The sequence below is a fragment of the Paraburkholderia mimosarum LMG 23256 = NBRC 106338 genome (assembly GCF_000739815.1).
GTDB classification, from domain to species: Bacteria; Pseudomonadota; Gammaproteobacteria; order Burkholderiales; family Burkholderiaceae; genus Paraburkholderia; species Paraburkholderia mimosarum.
Window position 1 is genome coordinate 40,621 of sequence record NZ_BBJJ01000025.1, and the last position, 12,494, is coordinate 53,114.

Here is a 12,494-nt window from a genome sequence, read left to right on the forward strand (position 1 = left end):
CTCAGTGCGACGCGCCGCTGGCCGCGCGAGGCGCCGCGGGTGCAGGCATTGCCCCGCCAGCTGCGCTCACCTGCGGCTCGGAAGCCCCGCCCTTCTCGACGACCTTCTTGCCGCCGGTCTCCGTCGAAGCGAGCGTACCCACGACCTTCAGCGGAACATCCGGCACGACACGGATCGCACCATCCACGACGATGCGTTCGCCGGCCCTGAGGCCATCGTTGATGAACCAGTTGTCGCCGTTCCAGTCACCCACTTCGACGACGCGTTGCTTCGCCTTCGACTCCTGGTCGATGACCCAGACGAAGTGGCTCTTCGCTCCCTGCAACACCGCGCGCTGCGGCACGAGGATCGCCCCCGGCCGTACCGCCCCCGAAACGCGCGCGCGCACGAACTGACCGGGACGCAGTGTGCCCTTGGGATTGGCGAGAACGGCGCGCACGAGAAACGTCCCGGTTTCGGTACTGAATGCGGGATTCGCAAAACTGATCGTGCCGTGCTGTGGAAACTCCGAACCGTCGGCAAGATCGACTGTCACGACAAATTCGCTCTTTGGCGGAAAGATCAGCTTGCCAGCCGCCACCTCGTCCTGAAAGCGGAGCATTTCATTTTCGGAAATGCTGAAGTTCACCCACATTGGATCGAGTTGATAGACATAGGTCAGGAGGCCGGACGCGTTCGCAATCAGATAGCTTCCGTCCTGCTGTCGCGCGTAGCTCGCCAGACCCCTCAGCGGCGACTTGATCGTTGTATACCCAAGGTTGAGCTTCGCGGTCTCGACCTGACCTTGCGCCGAGATCACCGCGGCTTGCGCCTGCTTCTCGTTGCCGATCGCGTCGTCGAGATCCTTCTGGCTCAATGCGTGCTGCGCTGCCAGCGGCTTGACCCGTGCGAGATTCTGCTGCGCGACCGTGAGCCTCGCCTGCTGCTGTGCCAGCAGACCCTGTGCAGTCAGCAAGGCAGCCTCGAATGGCTTCGGGTCCATCTTGAACAAGGTCTGGCCGGCCTTCACCTCCTGGCCTTCGGTATAGGTTCTTTCATCGAGGAAACCGTCTACGCGCGCGCGAATTTCGACTTCGCGCGAACTTTGCGTTTGTGCGGTGAACTCGATGTCAACCGGAGTGTCGCGCGCGACGACCTTCATGACCGTGACTTCCGGCGCGCCGAGCGCCGGCGGATCGGAAGCCTTCTTGCAACCGGCAGAGAGCGCCAGCGCCAAGGCGATGAGCGTCAGTGGCAGGGCACTCCGGCAGAACGCGTATGCCGCCGATGATCGACGCGTGGAAGGAAACGGGCCGCTCATATGGACCTCCCGCAGTGAGCCGTTCCCAGGCGCGACATGCGCCCGCGGGCTTCGAGGCGCGCGAGGCACATGGAACGAAGTTTGGATCGGGCTACCGCCGTTCTATTCATGTCTTATTCCTCAGCATGACCTCGACACTCGTGCCGCTCGTGCGATCCGTCATGGCTCGCTCGACCGTCGCGACCCGCGCTGCGACGCTTCGGTTTTCTGCGAGGTCTGCGTCCGCTCCCGACGCCAATGCGCTGCACCGGCTGCTGGCCACAGACCCCGATCACCGTGCCCGGGCTGGAACTCAACCCTTCATTTCATCTTACGAATCCAGTGCGCGTTGTTCCAACGTCGACCGCGCCCCTGACATGGCAGCTCTGAATGGGATACGGGGCCGGATGCTCACTTGGCCGCTTTCGGTCAAGTGTCGCGACCGAACAAGGAATGCACAATGAGACTTTGGTCCGATATTCATGCACTCATTCCGACCGTCGATTCGCGGGTCGGGCGCCTGCCGAGCGCCGTCCGTACAGGGGCGCCGTCCGGTGCGCCGTGGTCAGATGGGGTTGCACGATAGTGCAGCGATTCGCTGGACCAGCATTTCTGGTGTGCCAATCTACTGACGATGCAAACTTATTCGTCACACATAAATCACGATTTTCGAATATACGTATGCAAAATAATTTTAGCTAACGTGTTACGCAGACAATAATTTCTCGAAATTCATGGAATAAACTTTTCCGGGTTAGCGCGCGCTCGACGCCGCGCCAAATGGGTCGTCACGATCTATTTCCTCACGCACTGCAGAAATCCTGTCGCGCCAACTCTCATTTCAGCAGATCGTTTTCGAGCACACCGCGCGACGATTTCAGCCTATATATAGGACCAAGGTCCACTATCGGTTTTGCCTTTAATTCCGTAGGCTTTCCCGGTGGTTGCGATCGCCCGGCGGATACTCAAGGGATAAACCGGGTAATTGGGCACCGGTTAGCGTTCGCGATGCTCGCATACCTTCATCTTTCTTATCGCTGTCGATGACGAACCGGGAGTCAATCATGAACAATCGCGTGCTATTACCTTTAATGGCATCGGCGATATTGCTCGCGAGCAGCGCATTCGCCCAGCAATATCCGATGCTGGACGCCGTCGCCAACCGGGTCGTGCAGAAGTATCAGACATCGAGCTGCGAGCAGCTGTGGCAGGAACGCGCGGCGAAGCAGGGTCACCCGAGGCCGCAGGCCGAGGAGAACGCGATACAGGTGATGCGTAACGAGCCTCAGATGCGCGCGGCGTTTATCGACCGGGTGGCCGCGCCTGTCGCGAACAAGATGTTCGAGTGCGGGATGATTCCCTGAGCGCCGTCTGCCCGCTGCAAGCGCCCCGCGCGCATCAAGGAGGCCGCGATGACATGCCGGAAACTTGCGTCGTACCTGATCTTTGCCATGCTGTGCCTCTGCGTTGCAACAAGCGGTGGCGCGCAGCAGAAAAATCCGGCCAGGAGTGCTTCGCGGCCTCAGCAAGCCAGCGCGCCCGACTTCGAGCCGGGGCTGGACCCGCGTGCGATCGATATTCTGAAGGCCGCAAGCGCACGGCTTGCCGCCGCGAAGACGATGACTTTCACGGCCATCGTCTCCTACGAAAATCCGAGCCGCCTCGGGCCGCCGCTCATTTACTCCACGAAGTCGGAGGTGACGATGCAGCGGCCGGACAAACTGCGCGTGATCACGCTCGGTGACGGACCGCGCTCGGAGTTCTACTACGACGGCAAGACGATTACCGCATTGGCGCCGGCGGAAAAGCTGTTCTCCGTGGCCGACGCGCCGCCGACGATCGACGCTGCGCTCGAGAAAGCGTACGACCTAGGCGAGATCTATTTTCCATTCACGGACGTGGTCGTCGCGGATCCCTACAAGGACATCGCGAGCCGGTTGAAGATCGCGTTTTATATCGGTCAGTCGAGTGTGGTCGGCGATACGACGACGGACATGATCGCCTACGTCGTGGGCGACGTATTCGTGCAGGCCTGGATCGGCGCCGAGGACAAGCTGCCGCGCCGGATCTATGCCGTCTACCTCAATGACCCCGCCCGTCTGCGCCATGTGTTGGCGCTTTCGAACTGGACACTGGACGCACCGGTGCCCGCGCAAGCATTCCAGCCGCCCAATCTGGCCGGCGCGGCGCGCATAGCGTTCGAGCGTCCCGATGCGTCCAATGCGCGCGGCTTCATCCCTCCACCCAATGTGACCCATTCGGATCCCCACTGAGGAGGCACATCGTGAAGACAACAGTCCTCCAGTTTGCGGGCCTCCTCATCACGGCGCTCGCCTCGGGACTCGCCGGCGCATGGCAGCATGCGGGCGGCTGGTCGCGTCCGGAGGGAGGCGGTGAGATGGGAGCGCGCCCAGCGGAAACGGCGCCGACGACCCGCAGCGGCGCGTATGGCGGCAGCGCGACCCACACGCCCGGCCAGGGCACCACCGCGACCAATCGCTACGGCGACACCGCAACTCACACACAAGGATCGGGGCAGACGAGTTACAGCAACCCGTATGGTGGCAGCGCCACGCATACGTACGGCCAGGGCACCACGGCGTCGAACCGCTACGGCGACACCGCTACCCACACGGCGGGTTCTGGCCAGACCACCTACACGAATCCATCAGGCGGCAGCGCAACGCATACCTACGGTCAGGGCACGACCGCCACATCGGCCAATGGCGCCACCGCCACCCACGCGGCGGGCTCTGGCTATACGACCTACACGAACTCGTCGGGGGCCACCGCGTATCACAGCAACTACTACGGCGCGACGTACACGTCCTACCATCCGCCAACGACGGTCAACGTCTACGGTTCGAGCTGCTACAACTGCGGCGGCTGGTCCACCGCGGGTGCCGCCGCTGCCGGCGTGGCGGTCGGTGCTGCCGCGGGGGCCGCGATTGCGTCGGCAAACACGCAGGCAGCCGCTACGACCGCTTACAACTCCGGCTACCAGGCGGGTGCCGCCGCGGCCGCACCGGCCACCGTCCCCGCAAGCGCAAACTATGCGATGGGCGCGATCTACGCGACGTTGCCTGCGGGCTGCACCATGCCCTCTGTACAGGGAGGAACCTATTACCTGTGCGGAAATACCTGGTTCAAACCTTCATACGGTGCGAACGGCGTCTATTACCGCGTGGTGCCGACGCCTTGAAGCGATTCCTGAACGCACATACGAGGAACGGCTAACACACGACAACACGAGCCTGAACCGCAAGGGTTGCGCGGTTGCCCACTCGCTCGCGCGGCAATAGTGAAATCAGTTCATTCAATCGTGCTGCCGCTCACGAACGGAGAACCGGACAATGCAACATCTGGGCGTTTCGTTGATCGTATTTGTCTGTATCTTTTGCAGCGCCATCCTGGGCATGTATTTGCACGGCCGGCTTCCGGACCACCATCTCAGCGATGAGTCGATCGGCGTCGTCAAGCTGGCAGTCGGCCTCGTCGCCACGTTGGCCGCGCTCGTGCTGGGCTTGCTGATTTCCTCGGCGAAGAGTTCGTTCGACACGGTCAGCAGCGAGGTCACACGCGACGCCGCCGACATCATCCTGCTCGATCGCGTGCTGGCCCAATATGGAACGCAGGCGAACGACGTACGCGCGCTGTTGAAGCAAAGCGTCGCGCGGGGCGTACAGATCATGTCGTCGAACGATCCTGCCCAGCTCGCCAGCCTGCACACCCCCGACGCCTACAAGCGCGGCGAATTTTTCCAGCGAAAGCTGCAGGATCTCACCCCGCAGAACGAGACGCAACGCCGGTTGCAAGCGCACGCAATCGAAATGGCCGACAGCATCTTTGCGGTACGCGAACTGGGCTTGCTTCAGGCGAGCGGCAGCACACCGATTCCGCTTCTCGTAAGCCTCGTGCTGTGGCTGTGCATCATTTTCGGCGCCTTTGGTGTGTTCACGGCGCCCAATATGACGGTGACTATCGCGTTGTTCCTCGGTGCGCTCTCGACGTCGATTGCGATTTACCTGATCCTCGAAATGAACACGCCGCTCGACGGGCTGATGCGGGTCTCACTCGACCCGATGCGAGAGGCGCTCACGGTGCTCGGGCAGTAATCGCGAGGAGCCAGCGAAAGTCGTCGAAACGGCATGCTGAAAATGTGCATATTCGCTTTGTCGATGCCGTTGTAACTTGACTCGTAGTCCTGATCGCGTTTCAGCGTGGCACTCGACGACGTCTGATCGGCGAGCGCCACTCGGTAAGAATAATGGCGGGTCAGGAGGCTGGGCCGCCCGACTTAACTTGCCTCAGGCGTTTGGCCGTCAGCTCCGCCCAATAATCCATCGCGTGCTCTGCGTCCCCCCATTTCCCTTCACCTGCATTCTGCATGCTCATTCCACCCGAGCGGCCGTCCACCCCTTCGGCGAGAATCTGCCCGGTTCCGCCATCCGTGATCTCGCCTTCGCTCTTCGCCGAACCGACGAAGGCATAGGTGTCCGTCGCGAGGCTCTGCGCCGCATTCAGCAAACGGGCCTGCGGGACGACCACCGAGATGGTGCGCAATCCCGGCGTATCGCCCTTGACGTCAGTCAGGGCGGCACGGACTACCAGAGTGTGCGGGCCCTGGTGGTCGACGATCGGGAGCACTGTTGCGAGGTGCGTCTTCAAGACGTTGTAGTAATAGCTCGTCAACACCTGCTGCTCCGTCGCGTCGATCTTTGAACTGGGATCGCTGATGAACACCACCGGCTCGAGGAAGATTCCTGTGTAGGAATTCCAGTCTACATTTGGCCTGATGTAGCGAAGCGCCGCTTCCCCTTCCTTGCCCGGTTGCAGCAGGGAAGGATCGGTGAGAAATCCTGATCGCGCTGTCTTCTGGACATCGGCAACCGGTTGCTGGGTTGTGACATTGCCGCAGGCGACCAATGACATCACCGCCAGCAGAGAAGATATGCTTTTTCTTGACATCGCCTCGCCCTCCAGTTTGCACGCCCGCGCGGGGTTTGTAATGCGGTCACTTACCGCAGAAGAAAAAGAAACAGTCAGCGCTCGACACTCGCACACGGACTCTGGCCGTTCATTCTTTCGTCCGCATGCCTCAGATTACGCAGAGATAATCACCAACGCGAACCGCCCGCGTAAATGATTGCATATCGATATCTGGATTGCCCTTCTGCATGCGCCCTGGCACGGGCCCGTGGCCTCACTTTCGTGATGTGACAATTGAAGTCGTATTTCAGTCGCAAGCCTATCGGCCTTTGGTCCTATTCGCCCGTTATTATTTGAAAGGGCCACGTCGCTTGACCGCAATCATTGCGTTAGCGTTGAAAGCTTCAGAAGTTTGGCGAAGGGAATACTGCGGGATCCAGTGTGCGGATGCGCGTTCAGCCCACGGAAGCGACAACCGTATGATGTTCCCGCTTGCCGGCTTGGTGCTTGAAGGTCTGCCGGTGTGCGCCGGACGCCGAAGCGGTCCGGTACGATGCGAATCTCACGTTGACCCGCCGCGAATGCGCGAGCATCGCACGGTGATGATGCTGACCCGCGCTTGCGTAATAGCGCGGCTCGACGACCGGCGTTTCGTCGCCGTTCAGCCAGCGGCGTATCGTGACGAGATCGGCGGCCCGCCCCCACCCCGTTTGCGAGCCGAGCAGCGCGATCATCACCGGGCCATTCGGCATGTTGGCCTCCACCACGATGCAGCGTCCAGCCTCGCGGATATAGCCCGTCTTCGCGACCCGCACGTCCCAATCGTCTGAGCTGATTATCGGGTCGGTGTTGTGATAGAACCTCGTCCTCGTGCCGATCGCCTCTTCGTAACGGGGCAGCGTCGTGTACTCGCTGATCAACGGATAGCGCGCCGCGGCGCCCGCCAGCTTGACGAGGTCGCGCGCCGTCGAGAGATTGTCTGGCGAAAGCCCGGTCGGATCGTCGAAGTGCGTGCTGGCCATATGCAGCGCGCGCGCCTTTTCGTTCATCTTCTCGACGAACGCCGGCTGGCCGCCGGGAAACGCCCGCGATAGCGCAGACGCCGCGCGGTTCTCCGACGACATGAGCGCGAGGCGCAGCATCTCGCCCCGTTCGAGCGACGCGCCGATCGGAATGCGGGATCCCGAGTGCTTGAGGCGGTCGATGTCTTCGTTGTCGACGGTCACCGTTTCACCCAGCGCCTGCGCGCTGTCGAGCACGACCATCGCCGTCATGAGCTTGGTGATCGATGCGATCGGTTGAGCCGCGTCGGCGTTCTTTTCCAGCAGGACCTCGCCGCGCCCGACGTCGTACACGATTGCGCTACGTGAGTAGAGGAATGGCGTATCGGCCCACGCGACGAACGGCGCGAAGGCAAACAGTAGCGCGCAGAGGAAGTCTTTCATCTCGTTCACACCTTGGGACGTCGGTCAGACGATGGCGGGTCTAACGTGCGGATTCAGCCCAACAACTTAACTGTAGTTGTTCCGCGCAGGAATGAGTGTGTGAAAGAGGACGCAATGTCTGGAAAATCCGCCACCGACCGATCCGCACATACCCTCATACGCTCAACCGCTCAACGCGCTCAGCCGTTCGACGATCTCATCGAATGAAGGCCGCAACTCGACCGGCTCGCAAAGACACGCTGCGATGAGTGCGTCGAACCCCGCGGCGCGATCATCGGCCTCGCCGGTCAGACGTTGCGCGAGTTCTTCGAGCAGGCAGCCGAACGCCCGCACCTCGATCCGTTCGAGCGCGAGCGCCAGCGCGCGATCGTCGATGTCGTGAAAGGACGCCGCGCCGAAGTCGCCGAGCAATGCGCGCCCGCCACCGTCATGCAGGATGTTGTGCGCATAGAGATCGCCATGCATGATCCCGCGCCCGTGCAGATGCCGCGCCGCCGACGCGATGCCTCGTGCGATCTGCAACGCGACCGGCCTGTCGAACCGTACATCGGGCGCATAGACATCGCGTGTGCACGACTCGAGGCTGGGAGGCCCGGCGAGATTGCCGAACGCCGGATGAATCAGTTCCATCACGAGGCCGTGCTCGCCGAGCGGGTGCCCCCCGATCTTGCCGAGCACCGGGATGAGATTCGGGTGCTGGCCGGCTTGCAGACACGCGGCCATTTCGAGTTCGGGCAAACCGTCGCTCGTCACCGCGCCCTTGAACAGCTTCACGGCGACCGCCTCGACCGGATGCCCGTCGCGCAGCAAACGGGTCGCGCGATGCGTCACGCCAGAGGCGCCTTCGCCGAGCGTTTGCCCCAGCGCGAGCGTATGCCAGTCGATATCGGGCACCGGCGCGTCCGCTAGCGCCCAATGCTCGCGCGCGACGTTCAGAGGATTGCCGGCGTAGGCGAGCCACGCAAGCCGCGGCAGGCGCAACAGCCAGTCGGGCAAGGCGTCGAGCCGGTTCGCCGAAACGCGCAGCAGTTCGAGGCGGCTGCAGGCGGCCATCGTCTCGGGCAATGCCCGCAGCCGGTTGCCGGCCAGCATCAGCTTCTGCAGATTCGGACGCTCGCCGATTTCCGGCGGCAGCGCGTCGATGGCGTTGTCGGTCAGGATCAGCCAGCGCAATCGCGGCGGCAGCGCGCGTCCCGAAACGTGCCGGATGCGGTTCGCCTTGAAGCCGACCATGCTCAGCGATTCGCATTCGCCGAGCACGTCCGGCATCTCGGTGAACGCATTATTCGAGGCGAACAGAATGCGCAGGCGATGCAGCCTCGCCAGGTCGTCCGGCAGCGAGGTGAGCGCATTGCCCGACAGGTCGAGCACCTCCAGGGTGTCGGCGAGGTCGAAGATCTCGCGCGGAAATTCAGTCAACCCGCAGGCGAGCTTGAGTTGTCGCGCACCGGCAAGTCGCCCGTCGCGCAGTTGTTCGAGAGTAGCGGTCTTCACGCGTGGATCGAATGGGAAAATGGCAAGGGAGTCGCAACGCCGGTGCGCAACGTGGCACCGGCCATGGCAATTCTAGCGGTAACACCTCGCGGCGGCTCGCGCAACGGGATCGGCACAGCGGCTCGCTGGCGTGGCATTGCACAAAAAATTCATTTAACGTTTCAGTGAATCGGCCGTAAAAGGACGCGCCGCCGTCGCGGCTGTACTTTCATCCCCCGATTCATGCCCGCTCACCTTACTGGGCGGGATCAAAGCAATCACGCCGTCGAAGCCGCCGCTGCAACCATCGTTGATCTCCTCGGCCCGGTAAGAGGGGTTGCCCAGTTCGTCGACTCGATCGCGGATGCCTCGCAGGAACAGAGCGCCGGCATCGATCAGTCAACGCTGCCGTCACGGTGATGGATCGCGTGACCCAGCAAAATGCCGCCTTCGTGCAAGATGGCGTTCAGGCGGCCAGCGCGCTGAGGACACAGGCAGAAACGCTGCGTTCCGCGGTGCGTGCCTTCCAGCTTTGACCGCTCGGGCCGTCCCGCGCAAGCTTTGTCCAGGCTGTCAGTTGCAGCCGTGGCTGTTCGCTGTCCGCTAACAGGTCGTGCCGCCAGGCCCGTGCAGGCCGCCGCGGCGGACCTGGCTTGATGGGAGGAGTCTGACGATGCGCAAGCGCAACCCGGTACTTCATGGCAACCAACGCGGCACCCAACGTCTGCTCGCGGGCATTGGCGCGATACTGCTGCTCGCCGTGCTCGCCTGGGCGACGATGCAAGTGCTCGAGCCTGTATTCCACACGCGGGTCGTCATTACAACGGGCGCCGACAAGGGTATCTATCGCGGCTTTGCTGACCGCTACGCGCCGATCTTGAGGCGCGACGGAGTCACGCTCGATATCCGCAGTTCATCCGGATCAATCGAGAATTATCAGCGGTTGGCGAATCCCAACAGCGAGTACGATGTCGGCTTCATTCAGTCAGGCACCGTCCGCCCCAAAGAAACCGATAACCTGCAGACGATTGCCGCCGTCTCCTACGAGCCGATCTGGGTGTTCTATCGCGCGGACACAGTGGTCGATCAGTTGTCGCAACTGCGCGGCAAGCGGGTCTCGATTGGCGTGCCCGGCAGCGGCCTCATAAACGTCTCCCAGCTTCTGCTTGACTACAGCGGCATTACCAGGGACAACGCCACCCTGCTCGAAATGGATGCGGCTTCGGCATATCGGGGCCTGGAAAAGGGAGAGCTGGACGCTGCTTTCTTCATAGGCCGGCCAGATGCCCCTATGCAGCGAACGCTTCTGAACAGCGATCTGAAGCTGATGAGCTTCGCCCAGGCCGACGCGCTAGTGCAAAAATTTCCGTCGCTATCCAAGGTCACGTTCCCCCGCGCCTCGACCAGCATCGTCGACGATCTTCCGAAAACCGATGTCACCTTGCTGGCTGCCACGGCACTGCTCGTGGCGAAAGACACCGTGCATCCTGCGATCGTCTATCTGCTGCTCGAAGCCGCCAGGGAGGTCCACAGCAGAGAAGACTATTTCGCGCCAATCGCCACCTTTCCGAATCTGAACACGGAAGAATTTCCGATTTCCAGCGAGAGCACGCGATACTTCCAGTCCGGCCGTCCCTTCCTGCACCGCTATCTTCCTTTCTGGCTCGTCAGTTTCATAGAACGACGGCTGCTCATCCTGCTCCCTTTCGCGGCCGCGCTGGCGGCGTTGGTGCAGGCCTTGCCTCGTCTCGTCGAAGCGCGGGCGAAGCGCCCGCTCATGGCGACGTATCGCGAACTGAAGTCTCTGGAGGACGAGCTGTGGAGCGACCCGAACCCTACCCGCGAGAAAATCGTGCATTGGCGCGATGCAATCGAAAGCATCGACACGCGTACAAGCCGGATGCGCGTTCCGCAACGCTATCTTAAGGATGTCTATGCGTTGAAGCAGGCAATTGACGTCGTGCGCAACCGCATTCTCCATGCGGCGGCTGGACAGCAGCGTTAGCGCAGGCGGAAACGGACGTGGAACACGATGGCGCAGACAGCGTTCGGTATGCCGAACGACAGCGCTTCAGCGCCCCGGCATGGCGGCAGGAGCAACCATCGCTCATCGACCGCGTGTTCGGCGTGACATCATTGGCGCCTGGGTGGATGCTTCTAGAGTTCGAGCCGCTGAACATATCCCGTGAGTTCGAGATAGCCACGTCCAATCGGCTTCGCAGCGGGTTTTGCCGTGCTCGCGCTCGCGCTCGCCGCAACCGGGTTGCCGGCTGCGGCATCGGCCTGAAACGCCGTCACCGCGCCCTCCCAATACACCGCGCCGGTGGTCGCGCGGCTGTCGAATTCCTGATCGTCCATGAGCGGCACGAGCGTCAGATGCAGATCCTGCGCATCGACGCGCATCGCCACCGGATAAAGCGCGCCTGTATGCGGCGAGCGCCACCGGCGCAGCGGCGTGAAACTCACACTGTCGCCCGACAGCGCACGCGTGCTTCCATCGGCGGCACGCAGCGTGCCCCCCGCCCAGAACTTGCGGCCTGCCTTGTCGCGGATCTGCAAGGCCATCAGCGCGCCGCCGTCGTCGAAATTGATGCCGATCCAGTCCCAGCCGACCGCCTCGTCGGCCAGCGGCGCCGACGACCATTCGTGATCGAGCCATGCCCGCCCGCGCACGTGCTCGCCGTCGTCGCGCGCATGACCACTCCGCCCGCTGCGCCTGAGCACGCCGTCGACTCGCAGCCACGGCTCGCTGTAGTAATAGCTGGCCTCGCCGGGAAGCGGTCCCTTGCCGCTATATCCGCCTGCGCCGTTGAGGAGCACGGGCTGCGTCGGCGTCAACATGAAGGAGAACGAAAAGTCCGGCGCGGCGACGTTCAAGCGGTAGCGGCCTTGCAACTCGCGCTCGAGCGACCAGTCGTCGATATGGACTGCCGTGTCCGTCTCGCTGGCGTCGGCGAGTCCGAAGCCGCGGCGCGCGGCGCGCTGGTCGTGCTGCAGGCTGCCCGCGCGCGGATCGCTCAGCGCGATATTGGCGAACAGCAATTGATTCGGCGCGAAGCGGCTCGGGTTCGCTTCGTCGAGTGCGGGGCGCGTGCGGAAGAACGTCGCTTCGAAGCCCAGCGATGCGTGCGCGGCGGCGCCCGGCGTGGCGGCGCCCGGCGCGGCATCGGCAGCGGCGTCGGCCTCCGTTTGCAGCCAGCCGGTCACGTACCACCATTCGGTGCGATAGCTCGAATGCGCGCCGTAGTCGCGCGGGAACACCAGCGGGTGTCCGCTCGTCACCGCCGGATAGTCCGGCGTGCGCGCCCACGCGGCCCTTTGCGACAGGGCGACTAGCGGCCCAAGGAGAAACGTTCGCCGTCTCATCA

Annotated in this window: 10 protein-coding genes; 5 read left to right on the top strand and 5 right to left on the bottom strand. The window is 62.7% G+C overall.

The window, feature by feature from the left end:
• Position 1: 1 nt before the first annotated feature.
• Positions 2-1,300: an efflux RND transporter periplasmic adaptor subunit gene (locus BMI01S_RS19360; protein WP_081723455.1), complete on the bottom strand. Its 1,299-nt coding sequence runs from the start codon at positions 1,298-1,300 to the stop codon at positions 2-4.
• Positions 1,301-2,343: 1,043 nt separating this feature from the next.
• Between BMI01S_RS19360 and BMI01S_RS19365 the strand changes: the two genes are divergently transcribed.
• The 4 genes from BMI01S_RS19365 to BMI01S_RS19380 all read left to right on the top strand — a co-directional run bounded on the left by BMI01S_RS19365 (position 2,344) and on the right by BMI01S_RS19380 (position 5,394).
• Entirely contained in the window at positions 2,344-2,643 is a 300-nt protein-coding gene (locus tag BMI01S_RS19365) for a hypothetical protein (protein WP_028212824.1), read from the top strand.
• A 48-nt stretch (positions 2,644-2,691) separates the two neighbouring features.
• A complete protein-coding gene (locus BMI01S_RS19370; protein ID WP_028212825.1) occupies positions 2,692-3,552 on the top strand; it encodes a DUF2092 domain-containing protein in 861 nt (286 codons plus the stop codon).
• An 11-nt stretch (positions 3,553-3,563) separates the two neighbouring features.
• Positions 3,564-4,481 (top strand): hypothetical protein, encoded by a 918-nt coding sequence (locus BMI01S_RS19375; protein WP_028212826.1) that lies wholly within the window; start codon positions 3,564-3,566, stop codon positions 4,479-4,481.
• 151 nt (positions 4,482-4,632) lie between these two features.
• Positions 4,633-5,394, top strand: a complete 762-nt coding sequence (locus BMI01S_RS19380) for a bestrophin-like domain (RefSeq protein ID WP_028212827.1) — start codon at positions 4,633-4,635, stop codon at positions 5,392-5,394.
• A 160-nt stretch (positions 5,395-5,554) separates the two neighbouring features.
• Here BMI01S_RS19380 and BMI01S_RS19385 read toward each other — a convergent pair whose 3' ends face one another.
• The 3 genes from BMI01S_RS19385 to BMI01S_RS19395 form a co-directional block, all read right to left on the bottom strand.
• Positions 5,555-6,247 (bottom strand): DUF3313 domain-containing protein, encoded by a 693-nt coding sequence (locus tag BMI01S_RS19385; protein ID WP_042290207.1) that lies wholly within the window; start codon positions 6,245-6,247, stop codon positions 5,555-5,557.
• A 416-nt stretch (positions 6,248-6,663) separates the two neighbouring features.
• The gene (locus BMI01S_RS19390; protein ID WP_081723454.1) at positions 6,664-7,653 is read right to left on the bottom strand and encodes a D-alanyl-D-alanine carboxypeptidase family protein; all 990 of its coding nucleotides are present in this window, start codon (positions 7,651-7,653) and stop codon (positions 6,664-6,666) included.
• Between the two features lie 162 nt (positions 7,654-7,815).
• Positions 7,816-9,147: a leucine-rich repeat-containing protein kinase family protein gene (locus BMI01S_RS19395; RefSeq protein WP_238327928.1), complete on the bottom strand. Its 1,332-nt coding sequence runs from the start codon at positions 9,145-9,147 to the stop codon at positions 7,816-7,818.
• A 652-nt stretch (positions 9,148-9,799) separates the two neighbouring features.
• On the opposite strand from BMI01S_RS19395, the gene BMI01S_RS19400 reads away from it, so the two are divergent.
• Complete coding sequence (locus BMI01S_RS19400; RefSeq protein WP_028231412.1) at positions 9,800-11,131, top strand: TAXI family TRAP transporter solute-binding subunit; 1,332 nt, start codon at positions 9,800-9,802, stop codon at positions 11,129-11,131.
• A 152-nt stretch (positions 11,132-11,283) separates the two neighbouring features.
• Here BMI01S_RS19400 and BMI01S_RS19405 read toward each other — a convergent pair whose 3' ends face one another.
• Positions 11,284-12,492, bottom strand: coding sequence for a lipocalin-like domain-containing protein (locus tag BMI01S_RS19405; RefSeq protein ID WP_028231411.1), 1,209 nt, complete (start codon positions 12,490-12,492; stop codon positions 11,284-11,286).
• Between the last annotated feature and the right edge of the window lie 2 nt (positions 12,493-12,494).

Bases quoted from the DNA above. Each gene is read 5' to 3' on its own strand.
- BMI01S_RS19360 (WP_081723455.1), bottom strand. From the start codon at position 1,300: ATGAGCGGCCCGTTTCCTTCCACGCGTCGATCATCGGCGGCATACGCG.
- BMI01S_RS19400 (WP_028231412.1), top strand. From the start codon at position 9,800: ATGCGCAAGCGCAACCCGGTACTTCATGGCAACCAACGCGGCACCCAA.
- BMI01S_RS19370 (WP_028212825.1), top strand. From the start codon at position 2,692: ATGACATGCCGGAAACTTGCGTCGTACCTGATCTTTGCCATGCTGTGC.
- BMI01S_RS19385 (WP_042290207.1), bottom strand. From the start codon at position 6,247: ATGTCAAGAAAAAGCATATCTTCTCTGCTGGCGGTGATGTCATTGGTC.
- BMI01S_RS19405 (WP_028231411.1), bottom strand. From the start codon at position 12,492: ATGAGACGGCGAACGTTTCTCCTTGGGCCGCTAGTCGCCCTGTCGCAA.
- BMI01S_RS19380 (WP_028212827.1), top strand. From the start codon at position 4,633: ATGCAACATCTGGGCGTTTCGTTGATCGTATTTGTCTGTATCTTTTGC.
- BMI01S_RS19390 (WP_081723454.1), bottom strand. From the start codon at position 7,653: ATGAAAGACTTCCTCTGCGCGCTACTGTTTGCCTTCGCGCCGTTCGTC.
- BMI01S_RS19365 (WP_028212824.1), top strand. From the start codon at position 2,344: ATGAACAATCGCGTGCTATTACCTTTAATGGCATCGGCGATATTGCTC.